This is a genomic window from Rhodococcus sp. EPR-157, assembly GCF_001647195.1.
Taxonomy (GTDB): domain Bacteria; phylum Actinomycetota; class Actinomycetes; order Mycobacteriales; family Mycobacteriaceae; genus Rhodococcoides.
Genome location: NZ_LVCV01000644.1, coordinates 1 through 15,979, shown reverse-complemented (window position 1 = coordinate 15,979; position 15,979 = coordinate 1). Strand labels below are relative to the sequence as shown.

The window sequence follows — 15,979 nt, the reverse complement described above, 5'->3', positions numbered from 1 at the left end:
CGCTCTTCCACGCTGCAACGTCTTCGCGGCCGACGACCAGAAGGACCTTCTTGCGATCGGAGATCTCGGCGAGGAAGGACTTTGCGACCTTCGTCGACGGGGTCTGTCCCGCAACCAGTTCCGTGATCACGTGCAGACGCTCGCTACGGGTCCGGTCCGAGAGGGCTCCGCGCAGGGCGGCTGCCTTCATCTTCTTCGGGGTCCGCTGGCTGTAGTCACGCGGCTGTGGACCGTGAACGGTGCCACCGCCGACGAACTGCGGTGCACGAGTCGATCCCTGACGAGCGCGGCCGGTGCCCTTCTGGCGGTACGGCTTCTTGCCGCCACCGCGAACCTCGCCACGAGTCTTCGTGGAGTGGGTTCCCTGTCGCGCAGCGGCGAGCTGTGCCACGACGACCTGGTGCAGGAGTGCGATGTTGGCCGGCGCGTCGAAGATCTCGGCGGGGAGATCGACGGTGCCGTTGGTCTTGCCACCGGCAACCTTGACGTCAAGCGTCAACTTGGTATCAGTCTTCTTCTCGAGGCTGGTCATGCCCGTGCACCACCCTTCAATGCAGACTTGACGATCACGACGTTGCCGCGACGGCCCGGGATTGCTCCCTTGATCAAGAGCAGACCGTTCTCGCTGTCCACCTTGTGGACCGAGAGGTTCTGCGTGGTGACGCGATCGCCACCCATACGGCCGGACATGCGCATTCCCTTGAAGACGCGGCCCGGAGTGGCACAGCCACCGATGGATCCCGGACGACGGTGCACGGCCTGGGCACCGTGGCTTGCGCCCTGGCCCTTGAATCCGTGACGCTTCATCGTTCCGGCGAAGCCCTTGCCCTTGCTGGTGCCGGTGACGTCGACGTAGGCGCCGTCCTCGAACACAGCTGCGGTGAGCTCCTGGCCGACCTCGAACTGCGAGGCGTCGGCGACGCGGATCTCCACGACGTGGCGGCGAGGCGTGACGCCTGCCTTCTCGAACTGGCCGGTGGCCGGCTTGTTCACCTTGCGGGGATCGATCGCGCCGAAGGCGACCTGGACGGCGCTGTAGCCGTCGCGCTCCTGCGTGCGGATCTGGGTGACCACGTTGGGTCCAGCCTTGATCACGGTCACGGGAACGACGCGGTTGTTCTCGTCGAAGACCTGAGTCATTCCGAGCTTCGTGCCCAGAATGCCTGTGGCAGGCCGATTCTTGTTATCAGTCATCGTTGTCTCCGCGCTCACTGGATGTTGACGTCGACACTGGCAGGCAGGTCGATGCGCATGAGCGCGTCGACCGTCTTCGGCGTCGGGTCGAGGATGTCAATGAGCCGCTTGTGAGTACGCATCTCGAAGTGTTCGCGCGAATCCTTGTACTTATGGGGCGAACGGATGACGCAGTACACGTTCTTTTCGGTCGGCAACGGCACCGGTCCGACGACGCGGGCACCCGTACGGGTGACCGTTTCGACGATCTTGCGCGCTGACGCATCGATCGCCTCATGGTCGTAGGCCTTGAGCCTGATGCGGATCTTTTGTCCCGCCACGCTTAGTGTCCTTTTCTTGCCGCTTGTCGTGAAGCCTGCCGTTCGGCCTGCTCCACCTCGTCTGCACAGTCCCCGAGTCGCTCGGCCAAGGCCGAAAGGACTCGAACTGCCCTCGTGCACACACGACGAAACGAACGTTGGCGATCAGGCGTGACCCGATCCGTTGCCGCTGTTCATCTGTCATGGTTCTCCGGTCCACGCGGTCGGGCGTGTCGCACTTCTGCTCATACTCCGACCGCTTGCTCTTCTTCGATGACCGTGGGCGCAAGGCTTCCGGTCCATCTCCGAGCTGGCGAACCGAACGCACTCACGTGGAGTGCTGGTTCTGTTCTGCTCTTACCTGTCGCAGGCCGCACGAATGCGCGTCCCGTGTCCAGGCAACCCGACCAGTATGCCGTAGACGGGCTCCGAGCACAAATCTCGGTCGACGGGTATTTCGAGGCGCTCTATCTTACCGAGCGGTAAGATAGAGCGATGTCCACCACCGTCAAGTCATACGGCCCCGCCTACGGTATCTGGCGCCGCCTGCCGGACAACGCAATCGGCTCTGCCGTCTCCTCCTTGGGGATGTGCCTACGCGTCCCGTACTTCGGTTCGGTGCTGCCGTACGTAAGGTCGCTCGAGCCGGGTCGATGCGAGGTGACTGCCCCGAAATGGTGGGGCATCCGCAACCACCTGGGCACATTTCACGCTATCGCCGCGTGCAATCTCGCAGAGGTGGCCATGGGAATGCTGGCCGAGGCCACCGTTCCCACGACGCACCGGTGGATCCCCAAGGAGATGACGGTTCGCTACCTCACGAAAGCGAACACCTCGCTCACCGCAGTTGCCCAGTTGGCTGACCTTCCGGACTTCGACGCCATCACCGACGGCGCCGATCTGATCGTTCCCGTCTCGATCACGGACCGAGACGGAACCGAGGTAGTCCACGCCGACATCACGGTGTGGATCTCGCGCTCTCGCTGACAGTCAACACCCACCGGCCACGCGTGCCACCTCGCTCGAGCGCCGCGTGCGCATCGAACGCCTTCTCCAGCGGGAACGTTCCGGCTGTCCGAACGGCCAGTACGCCCTCGTCGACGAGTCGCACCAGTTCGCCGAGCCGTTCGCCGTCGTGTCGAACAGCGACTGCCGTCACCTCGACACCTCGTACCGCCGGTGGCCCGGCGGAGGGGATGACGCCGACGTAGTGCCCACCGTCACGAACCGTCTCCAAGGCGACTTCCCCGAGGACTGCGGTGTCGAGGACCGCATCGAACGACCCTGCGGATGGGGTGGTCGACGTGAAGCGCGCGCCGCTCGCGAGGACGAACTCCTCGTCCTCGGCACGCGCCAGGCCCGACACGGCCCATCCACGACGAACGGCGAGGGGAAGTGCGAAACCTCCCACTCCCCCGGCCGCACCGGTCACCAGCAGTGTTCGCCCGTCCGGTTCGCCGAGCATGTCGAGAGCTTGCAGCGCAGTGAGGGCATTGAGTGGCAAGGTGGCAGCGCCGACGGCATCGATCGATGTCGGCGACGCGGCTATCGCACTCTCCGGCACCACGACGTAGCCGGCGTAGGCAGCAGTCGGACTGTCGAGTCCGTCGTGGAGTGCCACCACAGAGGTCCCCGGTTCCCACGTTCGCACCTCGTCGCCGACTGCATCGATTCGGCCCGCGATGTCCCACCCGAGGCCGACGACCTGGGAACGATCGATCCACCCGAGTTGGTGATAGATGCCCTTTCGCGTCTGGACATCGACGGGATTCACCGCCGCCGCATCCACTGCGATTCTCAACTGCCGGGGACCGGGGATCGGCACATCGACTTCCTCCAGCGTGAGGTGGTTGTCTCCGGTTGTGACGATTGCCTGCATGTACGTGCCCTTTCGTCGTACTGGGTAGTTGCTTTTCCACTGTGTCGATGTCACTCTCCAACGGGAAGTAGGCACCTTGAAGTGCGTAGGAAACCGAGGAGGAAGCCCACAGATGCCGACCATGACTGCGGCCGCGGCCCGTGCCGCCGCGAAAAGCGAATACGACGCCTACCTGGCGGCCTGTCCCAGTCGTCGACTGCTGGATCGCGTCAGCGACAAATGGGTCTCGCTCGTCCTCGTCGCACTCGGCGACGGTTCGCATCGGTATTCCGAACTGGCTCGACGGTTGGCCGGAGTCAGTCAGAAGATGCTGACTCAGACACTCCGAACCCTCGAACGTGATGGACTCGTCGATCGAACGGTCACCGCCGCGGTTCCGGTTCGGGTCGACTACTCGCTCACTCCACTCGGAAGCTCGCTTCTTCCGGTGATTCGCGAGGTCAAGATCTGGGCCGAGCAGCACATGGACAGCGTCGAGGCCGCGCGGGCGCGATACGACAGCGAACAGTCGTGACCGAGCGGCCACCCGAGGCGGCTCCGCCGCAGTGGCACGAAAGAGTGCATTCCAGTGCACTCAACCGCGCCACTGGGCCGCAGGCCCAGAGCAACACGACACCGTACGACGTCGTCGTTATAGGCGGCTGCGGCGCCGTCGGGTCGTTGCTCGTCGACCTTCTCGCCGGTGACGGACTTTCGGTGCTCACCATCGATCCATCCTCGAAGTACGACTCCATCGATCACATATCTGGCGACATCCGCGCATTGAACGCCGACCTTGTCCCCACAGTGAAGAACGCACCCGTCGTCGTATTGGCCGTTCCCGAGTCGGTGGCGTTGTCGACGGACCTGTCTCTGTTCGGTGAGGATGCGCTCGTCGTCGAGACGCTGTCGGTCAAGTCGGGTTTCGCTGCGGTGGCGTCCACAGCTCCTGCAGGTCTACAGATCTTGGGAATCAACCCGATGTTCGCACCGTCATTGGGGATGGACGGTCGACCGGTCGCCGCAGTCGCACACCGCTCCGGTGCCCGAGTCGACGACTTCCTGCACCGAATCGGCACCTGGGGCGGCCGCATCGTGACCGTCGACGCGGACCAGCACGACCGTTTGGCTGCAGCAACCCAGGCCTTGACGCACGCCGCGGTTCTGGCCTTCGGGTCTGCGCTCGCATCGCTCGACGTCGACCCAGCACTCGTGGAAGCCGTTGCGCCGCCGCCTGCTCGTACCGCGCTCGCTCTGCTGGCTCGAATCGCGGGTGGCGAACCGGAGGTGTACTGGGACGTGCAGGCAGGCAATCCCTACGCCGGTCTCGCGCGACACGCATTGGCGACGGCACTGACGGATCTCGACACCGCAGTCGCCTCCGGTGAGGAGGCGGACTTCAGCCAATATCTGCTCGACGCTGGAAAATCTGTTCCGGACGGCAACGAGTACCGGGCATTGTGTGCTCGACTTTTCGGTATCGTGCGAGAACCAGCACGGGAGGAGGACCGACGGTGATCGACATGCCATCGCTGCCCGCACACGACCCGGACGATCTCGTCGAAAGCGCGGTCGTGTCGCGCCTGGCCGGCAATTGGAGCAACCGGGCGACGGTGAAGAAGCCGGAGCCCGACCTGGACGATCTCTTCGATCATTCCAAGCACGACTACCCCGAGGACTTGATCCCGTTCGCCGAGCACGACGTCTACGTCGGCCTGCCCGAGTCCACGAAGGACAGGATCAGGGCGTGGGGGTGGATCGCCTTCAACAAGAACGTGATGGATGTCGAACAGCACGTCGTCAACCCGGGCTTCTCGCTTCTCGCGCAGGACGCCTTCGACACCGGCATGGGCGACGTCCTGTCGGTTGCCGTGACGCAGGCGATGGTCGACGAGCAGTACCACACCCTCATGCACCTCAACGCGAGCGCTCTCACCCGACGCCAACGAGGATGGGCCATGCCCGAGCGCGCACTCCCGTTCAGCGCAACGGTTCGGCGCCGGGCCGCAGCTCAACTCGAGGCCGACAACCCGACCGAAGCCGCACTGAGCGCTCTGGCATACATGACGGTCGCGGAGATCTCGATCACGTCGTACCTCGATCTGATCGAGGACAACGAGAGCATTCAACCGGTCAATCGAGCGACGGTGAAACTGCACAACCGAGACGAGTACTGCCACGCGTCGATTGCCGACGAAATGGCAGTGATCGTGTTCGAAAAGCTGAAATCGACCGAAAGAAGATTTTTCCTCGACGGGTTGGCAGCGGGAATGAATGCATTCTCGGCCACTGATTTCTCCACCTGGGAGGCCATTCTCGAGCGTGAAGGCGTGGCGGGGAAAGACCGAATGCTCGACGACACACGGAACGATCACACCCGTCGGCAATTGGTCCAGGATTACACCGGAATCCGGTCTTTGTGCCGGAAACTCGACGTCGAGGACGAAATTGGAATCGCCTGGGCATAAGCAGTCGGGAGGGCGCGCCCATTACTGCAGGTAACATTTCCGGCGGGTGCATGGATTGACTACGGGTACGAAAAACCCGTCGAGACCGTCCACCACATTTTTTTACACCGACCGCACGGAGAATCGATGCCACTGTCCGAGGACGCAGCAGTTCTGGTGGAGGACGTCCACAAGTCGTTCGACGACGTCCACGCCCTTCGTGGCATCAGTTTCGCAGCGCCGCGAGGTACCGTTCTCGGCATTCTCGGCCCCAACGGAGCCGGCAAGACCACCATGGTCAAGGTGCTGGCGACGCTGCTGAAGCCGGATTCCGGGCGTGCCATGGTCGCCGGTCACGATGTCGCGACCAATGCTCCTGCCGTACGGCGATCGATCATGATGACGGGCCAGTACGCGGCGTTGGACGACACGCTGTCCGGCCGCGAGAACATCGAACTGTTCGGACGTCTGATGGGGCTGGACAAGAAGGCATCGAAAGCCCGTGCACACGCTTTGCTCGAGGAATTCGACCTCGCCGACACAGGCAAGAGGCCGGTCCGCGGGTACTCGGGCGGAATGCGCCGCCGCATCGACATCGCGTGCGGTCTTGTGGTCCGACCCCAGGTCGTGTTCCTCGACGAACCGACGACCGGGCTCGATCCGCGCAGCCGCCAGGGTGTGTGGTCGCTCGTACAGGCGTTGAAGGCTCAAGGCATCACGGTGCTGCTGACCACCCAGTACCTCGAAGAAGCCGATGTGCTCAGCGACAACATCATCGTGATCGACAAGGGCACGGTCATCGCCGAGGGGACATCCGACGAGCTCAAGGCACGCACCGGTGGCAGTTACTGCGAGGTGGTCCCCCTCGATCCGTCTCAGCTTCGACGCGTGGCCGACGCACTCGGCGAACTGCTACCTCCCGCGAATCGCGCCGAGATCGCGCCTGACGCGGTGCGTCTGTCCGTCCCGGCGCCGGGAGGTGCGGCAACGCTGTCGGAGATCTTGCGCCGCATCGACGCCGCGGGAATCGACCTCGCCGACATCGCACTACGTCGCCCATCTCTCGACGATGTCTTCCTCACCTTGACCGGACACTCGCACTCGACCGACAGCACGGGTGCCGCGCCTGCCGACACAGGTGTCGATGCCCGATGACGGCCACGAGTCCGAGAGTGCGTGCCGAGTCCAACTCCGTCGGTAGCCATTCTGCGTCGAATACCAGGTCCGCCACCCGAGCTGTCCACCGCAAGCCCAGCCCATCGGGGTTCGTGCAATGGCAGGTCCTGACGGCGCGCTCGGTGTGGACCATGGTGCGGCACGGCGAGTTGGTGGTTGCGGTCATCGCGCCGCTCATCTTCACTGTCGGCTTCTATCTGCCGCTCAAGTTCGTCATGCAGCTGCAGGGGATCGACTACGCGCAGTTCCTGATGCCGATCATCGTGCTTCAGGCGATGGCGTTCACCGCTATCTCGGCGTCGCAGCGCGCGTCGGCCGAGTCACTGAGTGGGTTCAACACACGACTGCAGACCATGCCCGTCGTCGGTGCGGTGCCCCTGGTGTCGCGCATCTCGGCCGGTGTCGTCCGATCCGTGGTGTCGCTGACTGCGGCGCTCGGATTCGGGTACGTCATCGGTTTCCGATTCAGCGCGGGTCTAGGCCAGGCGGTACTGTTCTGCGCCTTCGCGCTCGCGATCAGCACGATGCTCTCCGTCGGCGCAGACGCGATCGGAACGCTCTCGAAGAGTCCGGAATCGACCAGCCAGATGCTCACCCTTCCCCAGCTGATCCTGGGTATGGCGTCGTGCGGTTTCGTTCCCGAGTCGGGGTTTCCGGAGTGGATCAGGCCATGGGTCCGCAACCAGCCCATCTCCCAGTTCTCGTTCTCCATGCGTGACATGGCCGAGGGCGGCGTCAGCTTTCATGTGCTGTGGCCGTCGCTCGCGTGGATAGTCGGTCTGCTGGTGCTGTTCGTGCCGTTGGCCCTGTGGGCGAATTCGAGGCGATCATGAGCACCCCGACAGTGGAAACCGGTGGACAGGTGAGCCGGCTGGACTTCCCGGAACCGAACCTCCACTTCGCCGAGAACTCCGTACGTGCGCTATGGACCCACAGCCTGATCCAATGCACTCGACTGCTCAAACGATGGGCCCGCGATCCGTCGACCATGATCCAGGCTCTCCTGTACCCGGCGTTGACGCTTTTGATGTTCAGGATCGTGCTCGGCAATTCCATCTCGGCGGCGACGGGCTCACCGAGCGTGTACGGAACTGTGCCGATGATCGCGCTGGTCGGCGCGATGTTCGGCTCGATCGTCAGTGCAGTGGGGTTGAAGGGCGAGAAGAAGAGCGGTCTGCTCAGCCGGTTCGCGACGACGCCGACGCACCGCGCATCAGGGCTGCTCGGCCGCATGATGGCCGAAGCGATCCGCGTCTTCGCGACGACGATCGTCATCGTGGCGGTGGGCATGGCCATCGGGTTCCGGTTCAACCAGGGGATCCCGTCGGCCATCGCGCTGCTGCTTCTACCGATCGCATTCGGGATCGGATTCGCGGTCATGGTGACCTTCCTCGCCACGATCGCCGGTGATTCTCCCCTCGTCGAGGTCGTGTCCATCGGCTGCACCCTGCTGATGTTCTTCAACTCCGGATTCGTCCCGGTTGCCGCGTACCCACCGTGGCTGCAGCCCATCGTGGCAGCTCAGCCCATGTCGTGTGCGGTCGATGCGATGCGCGGACTGTCGCTGGGTGGGCCCGTTCTGGTCCCGGTGTTGCAGACACTTGCCTGGGCAGTGGGCATGGTCGCGGTCTTCCTCTATCCCGCAATTCGTGGCTACAGGCGCGCTGCCGAGACCGGATAGACCCGCCTCGAGGTCCGACAATCCGAGGAATCGAGACCGAACAGTAGGCGAAAGTTCACCGGTTCGAGCTTCGGAATTGCTTTACCACACTCGAGCGCTGTTATCGTTGTAGGTAGACCGGAGACGATCCTCGCCCCCGGTTTTTTGCTGCCGTTCTTCAGTCGGAACGGTCGAGTCGAAACGAAGGGTCGTTGTACGTGCCGAAACCCAGAGGCAGGGTCGCCATCGCTCTGGCATCCGCGGCGCTGATCGCGCTCGGCAGTGCAGTGGTATCCACTCCGTCCGCAGGCGCGGACACCGTGGACTCCCCGCTGCCATCCGAGTTCTCCGACATGGGAGCGGCGCCCGCCGGCGCAAACGACTGGTCGTGCGTGCCGTCCGAGGCCCATCCGCGACCCGTGGTGCTCGTGCACGGGACCGGCGCGGACATGGCCACCACGTGGACGACGATGGCTCCGGCACTCGCCGAACAGGGATACTGCGTCTACGCCTTGGACTACGGCGCCGTCCGCACATTGCTCGACCCGAACAAGGTCATCTGGGGTCTCGGTGACATCCCGGTGTCGGCAACGCGGTTGGCCACTTTCGTCGACGTCGTCCTCGCCCAGACAGGCGCCTCGAAGGTGGACATCGTCGGCCACTCTCAAGGCGGAACGGTTGCTCGTCAATACCTGAAGTTCAACGGTGGAGTGAACGACGCCGATCCATCGGCCAGCAAAGTCGAGAACCTCGTGACTCTGGGCGGTACCAATCATGGGACCAACTTCGGCGGTATCCAACAGATGTACCTCGTCCTCGCCGCCGCAGGACTCGACCAGACCATCATCTCCGAACTGCTGTTCGGTCTGACCGGACTCGGCACCGCGGGTCGTCAGCAACTCATCGGCTCCCCCACGCTGCAGCGCCTGAACGCAGGCGGCGAGGTCGAGCCAGGAGTCCGCTACACCGTGGTCGGCACCAAGTTCGACAAGGTGGTCACACCTCCCGAGCGCACATTCCTCGACGGGACCGGCTCAGCCGAGGTACGCAACATGTGGGTACAAGATGGTTGTGAGTCGAACACGGTGCCCCACCAGGGACTGACGTTCGACGACCGAGTGACCTACATCGTCCAGACGGCGCTCGATCCGTCCTATGCGGACACCCATACCGCTCCGTGCAACTAGCCGGCTACAGAAGCGACAGCACCCCCTGACCGCACTAGGCCCCATCTGCATTCACTCGCAGATGGGGCCTTTGTCGTAAGTCGGGAACGCTCAGATTCCCAGCGATCGTGCCAGCACCGGCCACGAGTTCTTCAAATCGTCCTGCCAGTAACCCCACGAGTGGCTACCGGAGTCACGGAAGTTGACCGTGGCGGGTATGCCGAGCTCCCCCAGCTTGTTCGCCAAGTTGTGGGCACAGTAGTTCGTCGCGGCCTCGATGACTCCGCCGACGACGACCTGGTTGGCCAACGCAGCAGGATCGCCGTCGATTCCAGGACCGTTCAGAGTGTCGTTCTGTCCCGGCAGCCCATTGCCGTTGGAGATGTACAGCTCGAGGCCTCGAAGGCGTTCGGCGTGCACGAACGGATCGTTCTCCACCCACAGCGGGTCGGTGGGCGGGCCCCACATGTTGAGTGTGTCGCCGCCACCCCAGGTTTCGGTGGTGAGCTTGACGAACTGCTGTCCGATCGGGTCACTTGTCTGCGCACAGCCGCTGTAGGCGGCGACTCCCTTGTACAGTCCTGGTGCATTGATCGCCAGCTGCAGCACCGAGGTTCCCGACGAGGACAGACCGGCGATCGAATTGACCCCGTTGGTACCGAGACCGGCATCGATCAGCGGCGGTAGCTCCTCGGTGAGGAACGTCGACCACTTGTTCACGCCGAGAACGGGATCTTCCTGCTTCCAGTCGGTGTAGAAGCTCCACTTGCCGCCGACAGGTGACACCACGTTGACGTTCTTGTCGGCGAAGAAGTCGATCGCGTCGGTTCGGAAGCGCCAGGTTGCACTGTCTTCGCCACCGCCCGCGCCGTTGAGGAGGTACAGGGTGGGCCGAGGAACGCTCGTGTCCGCCGGACGCCACACGTCGAGCGGAACTTCCTTGTCCATCGCTGCGGAATAGACGTAGACGATCAGATGCTGATCGTCCATGACCTTCGTGTGGGTGATCTTGGACCCGTTGGACGTGGTCGGGTACGCGTAAAGGTCGCCACTGTCGGTGACGGGATCAGCGGAGGCCGCGAAACCACTTGCAGCCATGGGCAGCATCGCCAATGCAGCCGCTGCCACGGCATACTTGCCCGCGAATCGGACCCCCCGGACCGAAGGACGTGGACGGACTCTGCGCATAGATCGGTTCACCTTTTCTCATCGAAACACTTGAAACGTGCCACAGTTGGGCTGCGTCACTTGTCGGTTGGCACGTGCTCGCCGACGCCGAGCAGTTTATCGCGTCCGTTCGGCCCGGTTATCCGTTGCGTCCGTCGTTCGCGTTCAGATACTCGTCGAGAATTGGTCCGATCACAGCGAGGGCACCCGGGCCGGTCATATCCTCGTGTGCCGCATCGACGACGACCTCTCGAATCTCGGTGACATGCTCGCTCCACTGGCCGGCGGCCTCGACGTTGTCTGGATGCGTACTGCCTGCCGTGAAGTACAACAGCGGCCGATCGAGCGCGGCAGGTGCATAGTCGTTGATCTGACCAGGCGCAGCAACAGCACCCGAATAGATCGAATGCAGCTGTCCTGCAGCGAGTTCGACCGGGCCTTCGACGAGGGCCGCGGCAGCTCTGTCCGCCTGCTCTGCGGTCAGGACAGCCGGGACCGGTGCGCCTTCGGCGAGGACACCCGCCGGAACCAACAGCGCCTTCAGCTCCTCCTCGAACTCGTCACGGCCGATGTGCAGGACCGAGTCCATCATCGTCAACGTGACCTGCTCGCCGGCGGCGCGCAACATCACCGCCATCGCGTGCGCGATGACACCGCCGAGTGACCATCCGAGCAGATGGTAGGGACCCGAGGGACGCACACGGCGAACCTCGTCGACGTAGCGGCTCGCGTACTCCTCGATCGACGCCGGAACGGCCTCCGGCGTTGTCAGCCCCGGAGACTGGAGTCCGAAGACCGGGCGGTTCTCGTCGAGGTACGCCACGACACCGGCGTACGGCCATGCGAATCCCAGCATCGGATGTACACAGAACACCGGCGCTGCGCCCCCGCCGCGGCGTAGCGGCAGAAGAACGGCAAGAGCTTCGTCGACCGACCCTGCTGCGGCCGAACCGGATTCGTCGATCCGCCTGGCCAGATCGTGGACTGTCCGGTCGGTGAAGAACCACTGCACCCGAATATCGGGCGCAACCTCCCGGCGTAGCTGAGCCACGGCTCGGGTTGCGACGAGCGAGTTGCCACCCAACTCGAAGAAGTCGTCGTCGACGCCCACCCGATCGACACCCAATACGTCGGCGAAGATACCGGCTACCGCGACCTCCGACTCCGATACGGGGGCACGGAATTCACGGACTACCGTCATCGGCGCCGGCAACGCATTCCGGTCCAGCTTCCCCACCGGCGTCAACGGCAATTCGTCGAGCACCATGACCTGAGCCGGCACCATGTGACGCGGCAACCGCTCCTGTACCCAACTCCGAACCTTCACCACGTCCAGGTCCGCATCGGCAGCAGGCATCACGTAGGACACCAGCACCGTCGTACCGGCCACGCCCTCGTCACCCGAACGTGCCACAGTCACCGCGAATTCCACGTCCGGATACGACGTCAGAACCGAATCGATCTCACCCAACTCGATCCGGAAACCTCGCACCTTCACCTGAAAATCGCTGCGCCCCAGGTACTCGATCGACACGGGCGCACCCGTATCATCGCCGATCCACCGAACCATGTCACCGGTTCGGTACATGCGGGCGCCCCCGGCGGCGAACGGGTTCGCGACGAACCGTTCGGCGGTAAGCCCGTACCGCCGGTGATAGCCACGCGCCAATTGCACACCCGCCAAGTACAGTTCACCGGGCACACCGACCGGCACAGGCGAAAGCCCAGCGTCCAACACCAGCGAGGTCATGCCTCGAACCGGACCGCCGATCGTCACGTCTTCGCCGGGCACCAACGCGTCGGAGATGTTGGTCATGATCGTGGTCTCGGTCGGACCGTATCCGTTGAAGAACTCTCGGACACCTCTACCATCACCACGCTCGACAGCCCACCGTGCAACCAGCTCCGGCGAGCACGCCTCGCCGCCCACCACCACCATCTGCAGGTCCGCCAAGCCCACCGGGTCCACCGACGCCAACGCCGCGGGTGTCACGAACGCATGCGACACACGTTGAGCCACGAGCAGGTCCCACAGATCGGATCCGCCGAACACGGACGCTTCTGCCACGACCATCGTCGAGGATGCACCTACCGCCAGCAACAACTCCAGCATCGATGCATCGAAACTCGGTGATGCGAAATGCAACGTTCGTGACTGCGCCGACAAGCCGTAGCGATCCACTTGCTCCGCACAGAAATTCGCCAACCCGGCCTGGGTGACCACGACACCCTTCGGTACACCGGTCGAGCCCGAGGTGAAGACGACGTAGGCCGCCGAGTCCGGCGAGAGGTGCCCGAGACGTTCCGTGGCCGACACCGGCTCGGCCGACAGCGACGCCAACGCCTCCTGCACAGCCGGGTCGTCCACCACGACCCACCGCACCCCGGTGGGCAACTCCGCAACGAACTCCGTGGAAGTCACACCGATTCGCACACCCGAGTCGACGACCATGCGTTCCACCCTGTCGGCCGGATAGCCCGGATCGAGGGGCACTACGGCGCCACCCGATTTCGCGACACCCCACACCGACATGACCGAATCGACCGACCGCGGCAACGCCACACCGATCAGACTGTCGGCCTCGGCACCGAGGGAGGTCAACATGCGAGCCAACTGCGACGAGCGTGCGTCCAACTTACGGTACGAGACCGTCTCGGACCCACCCACCACCGCCGTCGCATCCGGGTCACGCTCGACCGCCGTTGCCAGCAGATCCGGCAACAGGACCGGTGGCACAGCGGGCCCACCGGACGTCGTGGTCAGCTCGATGCGTTCGGACGCATCCAGTATGTCGATCGCACCGATCTTCACCCCGGGCTCGGACAATTGCTCCATGACGCGCGAAAGTCGCTGCGCCAGCGTTGTGACCGCTCCATCGTCGACAGTGTCGCGACGATACTTGAGGCGGATCTGGATCCGCGCGTCCACCGTCGTCACCAAGGTCAACGGATAGTGGCTTCCGTCAGCAGTGTCGACGCCCAGCAGCCGAAGACCGTCGATGGAACCGCCCTCGGCAATCGCTGATCGATCGACCGGATAGGACTCGAACACCACGAGCGTGTCGAAGTTCGCTCCATCACCCGCAGCCTCGACTATGTCGGTCAGCCCGGTGTAGTGATGGTCGAGTAGGTCCGCCTGCTGCGCTTGCAGAGACGACAAGTGTTGCGAGACCGTCGATTGCGGATCCACGGAAACGCGAACCGGTACGGTGTTGATGAACAGCCCGACCATCGATTCGACCCCGGGAAGGTCGGCCGGACGGCCGGAAACGGTCGCGCCGAATGCGACGTCACGTCGAGCAAGCAACCTGCTCAACACGATTCCCCAGGATGCCTGGACCATCGTGTTCAGCGTGACACCGATGCGGGAGGCAGCGGACGACAGTCGCGTCGTGGTCTCCTCGGAGAGCGTCAGTGCATACTCCCCCATTCCGACTCCGGCCTGCGCGGAATGTCCGGCGAACAACATCGTCGGTTCCGACACCGGCGCGAGGGCGAGCTTCCACGCCTCGGCGGACGCACGGCGGTCACGTTGCCCGAGCCATGCGAGGTAGTTGCGAAACGGACGGACCCTCGGTAGATGCGCGGGGTCGCCGCTCGTGGCGTAGAGGAAGATCAGTTCCTGCATGAGCAATGGCATCGACCAACCATCCAACAGCACATGATGATTGGTCACTACCAGCGTCGCCGTGACTCCCTCGGGGTCGTTGCTGCGACGAATGAGAGTGAACCGAAGCAGCGGCGGCGCAGCGAGATCGAAACCGCGAAGCTTGTCCTCGGCGATGATGACGTCCGCATGCGAGTCCATCGAGTCGGGCTGTTCCGCGGTGAGGTCGATCTCCGTCCACTGCGGCGTCACCCCGTCGACGACGATCTGAATCGGCGTGCCTGTCTCGTCCTGGACGAACGCGGTTCGTAGGTTCGCGTGCCTGGTCACCAATGCCCGCGCCGCGCGGTGCAGCCGCTCCGAGTCGACACTGCCGCCGAGGTCGAGCGAGATCTGAACGGTGTACGCGTCCGAACTCGTCACGTCGTCGAGACCGCCGTGGAAGTACAACCCGGCTTGCAACGGAGTCAACGGCCAGACGTCGGTCACCGCGCTGTACTCGGCCTCCCACCGCTCGATATCGGACGACGAGGTCTGCACCAATTCGAAATCCGAAGCGGTGTGTCCGCCGACGCCCTCCTTCCGGCAGTACTCGTCGAGAAGCTCGAGCGTGCCGACCCATAGATCGGCGAGTTCGCGTACGTCCTCGGTGGCCAACAGCCCGGACGGAAATGCAAGTGATCCGCTGAGTCGGTCGCCGATGACGACGGAGTTGATGTCGAGCGTTGCCATCGCGGACATGCCCGGCTCCGCCGCCCCGGCAAGGTCCCCGAGATCGCCTGCAGGCAACCATCCGATCCCGCTGAACTCGTTCGGGACCGTTTCCTGACCGACCCGTCCGAGGTAATTGAACAGGATCTGTCCGGCACTCCCGGATGCGAGCCGAGCACCCGATTCCGGATCCAGATAACGAAGTTGACCGAAGCCGATGCCGCGGTCGGGCACGCCGCGCAGTGCCTCCTTGACGATCTTGACGGTTCGTCCCAGATGCGGGCCACCGGTCAGAGCGTTGTCGAGATCGATGTCAGCGAGATCGAATCGCACCGGAAAGATGCTCGTGAACCATCCGACGGTGCGCGAGAGATCGGCGCCTGGCACCGCGTCTTCTTCGCGCCCGTGCCCTTCGAACCGAATCAGTGCGGCACGGTCGTCCACCACACCGCGCGCCTGACGCCATCGACTCAACGCCAGCGTGAACGCGGCGAGCAATCCATCGCTGACGCTGCCGTGGAACAGTCTGGGGACGGTGGTCAACATCGTGTCGGTGACGCCGGCGGGTAGCTCGAACTCGACTCGCTCCACCGTGGACGCGACATCCACCGCGGCGTCGAACGGCCGCGATCCGAGCGGCGTGTCCGGTCCGCCGAGCACCCCTTCCCAGTAGGGAAGCTCGCTGCGGCGCTGA

14 protein-coding genes are annotated in these 15,979 nt (G+C 63.9%); 8 read left to right on the top strand and 6 right to left on the bottom strand.

Annotated features, from left to right (window positions below; translation table 11 throughout):
* From rplD to rpsJ, 3 genes are all read right to left on the bottom strand, one after another.
* Window positions 1–532 (bottom strand): 50S ribosomal protein L4 (rplD, locus tag A2J03_RS27575; RefSeq protein WP_068380810.1); only part of this gene is annotated, 532 nt, incomplete at its 3' end.
* Entirely contained in the window at window positions 529–1,194 is a 666-nt protein-coding gene (rplC, locus tag A2J03_RS27570) for a 50S ribosomal protein L3 (RefSeq protein WP_068380824.1), read from the bottom strand. The genes rplD and rplC, both read right to left, overlap by 4 nt.
* Window positions 1,195–1,208: 14 nt before the next feature.
* Complete coding sequence (gene rpsJ, locus A2J03_RS27565; protein WP_003938093.1) at window positions 1,209–1,514, bottom strand: 30S ribosomal protein S10; 306 nt, start codon at window positions 1,512–1,514, stop codon at window positions 1,209–1,211.
* A 474-nt stretch (window positions 1,515–1,988) separates the two neighbouring features.
* Between rpsJ and A2J03_RS27560 the strand changes: the two genes are divergently transcribed.
* On the top strand, window positions 1,989–2,480 hold the full coding sequence (locus tag A2J03_RS27560) for a hotdog fold domain-containing protein (RefSeq protein ID WP_068380807.1): 492 nt from the start codon (window positions 1,989–1,991) through the stop codon (window positions 2,478–2,480).
* Here the strand turns inward: A2J03_RS27560 and A2J03_RS27555 are convergent.
* On the bottom strand, window positions 2,452–3,372 hold the full coding sequence (locus tag A2J03_RS27555; protein WP_068380804.1) for an NADP-dependent oxidoreductase: 921 nt from the start codon (window positions 3,370–3,372) through the stop codon (window positions 2,452–2,454). The two genes, A2J03_RS27560 and A2J03_RS27555, sit on opposite strands and share 29 nt — an antisense overlap.
* Window positions 3,373–3,484: 112 nt before the next feature.
* Here A2J03_RS27555 and A2J03_RS27550 point away from each other — a divergent pair, with 112 nt between their 5' ends.
* The 7 genes from A2J03_RS27550 to A2J03_RS27520 all read left to right on the top strand — a co-directional run bounded on the left by A2J03_RS27550 (window position 3,485) and on the right by A2J03_RS27520 (window position 9,821).
* On the top strand, window positions 3,485–3,886 hold the full coding sequence (locus tag A2J03_RS27550; RefSeq protein WP_068380802.1) for a winged helix-turn-helix transcriptional regulator: 402 nt from the start codon (window positions 3,485–3,487) through the stop codon (window positions 3,884–3,886).
* Complete coding sequence (locus A2J03_RS27545) at window positions 3,883–4,869, top strand: prephenate dehydrogenase dimerization domain-containing protein (RefSeq protein ID WP_231912737.1); 987 nt, start codon at window positions 3,883–3,885, stop codon at window positions 4,867–4,869. The genes A2J03_RS27550 and A2J03_RS27545 overlap by 4 nt, the downstream gene beginning before the upstream one ends.
* Window positions 4,870–4,874: 5 nt before the next feature.
* Window positions 4,875–5,819, top strand: coding sequence for an AurF N-oxygenase family protein (locus tag A2J03_RS27540; RefSeq protein WP_068380818.1), 945 nt, complete (start codon window positions 4,875–4,877; stop codon window positions 5,817–5,819).
* Between the two features lie 126 nt (window positions 5,820–5,945).
* On the top strand, window positions 5,946–6,953 hold the full coding sequence (locus A2J03_RS27535) for a daunorubicin/doxorubicin resistance ABC transporter ATP-binding protein DrrA (protein WP_068380799.1): 1,008 nt from the start codon (window positions 5,946–5,948) through the stop codon (window positions 6,951–6,953).
* A complete protein-coding gene (locus tag A2J03_RS27530) occupies window positions 6,950–7,807 on the top strand; it encodes an ABC transporter permease (protein WP_068380796.1) in 858 nt (285 codons plus the stop codon). The genes A2J03_RS27535 and A2J03_RS27530 overlap by 4 nt, the downstream gene beginning before the upstream one ends.
* Window positions 7,804–8,655: an ABC transporter permease gene (locus tag A2J03_RS27525; RefSeq protein ID WP_068380816.1), complete on the top strand. Its 852-nt coding sequence runs from the start codon at window positions 7,804–7,806 to the stop codon at window positions 8,653–8,655. Before A2J03_RS27530 ends, A2J03_RS27525 begins: the two co-directional genes overlap by 4 nt.
* A gap of 197 nt (window positions 8,656–8,852) precedes the next feature.
* Window positions 8,853–9,821 (top strand): esterase/lipase family protein, encoded by a 969-nt coding sequence (locus A2J03_RS27520; protein WP_068380793.1) that lies wholly within the window; start codon window positions 8,853–8,855, stop codon window positions 9,819–9,821.
* A gap of 90 nt (window positions 9,822–9,911) precedes the next feature.
* Here A2J03_RS27520 and A2J03_RS27515 read toward each other — a convergent pair whose 3' ends face one another.
* Window positions 9,912–10,907 (bottom strand): alpha/beta hydrolase, encoded by a 996-nt coding sequence (locus tag A2J03_RS27515; RefSeq protein ID WP_068380813.1) that lies wholly within the window; start codon window positions 10,905–10,907, stop codon window positions 9,912–9,914.
* Between the two features lie 199 nt (window positions 10,908–11,106).
* Window positions 11,107–15,979, bottom strand: a 4,873-nt coding sequence (locus A2J03_RS27510; protein ID WP_156520624.1) for a non-ribosomal peptide synthetase, incomplete at its 5' end; no start/stop codon positions are given.

Excerpts from the sequence above, each read along its gene's own strand:
- A2J03_RS27560 (WP_068380807.1), top strand. The coding sequence starts at position 1,989 with ATGTCCACCACCGTCAAGTCATACGGCCCCGCCTACGGTATCTGGCGC.
- A2J03_RS27535 (WP_068380799.1), top strand. The coding sequence starts at position 5,946 with ATGCCACTGTCCGAGGACGCAGCAGTTCTGGTGGAGGACGTCCACAAG.
- A2J03_RS27555 (WP_068380804.1), bottom strand. The coding sequence starts at position 3,372 with ATGCAGGCAATCGTCACAACCGGAGACAACCACCTCACGCTGGAGGAA.
- A2J03_RS27540 (WP_068380818.1), top strand. The coding sequence starts at position 4,875 with ATGCCATCGCTGCCCGCACACGACCCGGACGATCTCGTCGAAAGCGCG.
- rplC (WP_068380824.1), bottom strand. The coding sequence starts at position 1,194 with ATGACTGATAACAAGAATCGGCCTGCCACAGGCATTCTGGGCACGAAG.
- A2J03_RS27530 (WP_068380796.1), top strand. The coding sequence starts at position 6,950 with ATGACGGCCACGAGTCCGAGAGTGCGTGCCGAGTCCAACTCCGTCGGT.
- A2J03_RS27515 (WP_068380813.1), bottom strand. The coding sequence starts at position 10,907 with ATGCTGCCCATGGCTGCAAGTGGTTTCGCGGCCTCCGCTGATCCCGTC.
- A2J03_RS27550 (WP_068380802.1), top strand. The coding sequence starts at position 3,485 with ATGCCGACCATGACTGCGGCCGCGGCCCGTGCCGCCGCGAAAAGCGAA.
- A2J03_RS27525 (WP_068380816.1), top strand. The coding sequence starts at position 7,804 with ATGAGCACCCCGACAGTGGAAACCGGTGGACAGGTGAGCCGGCTGGAC.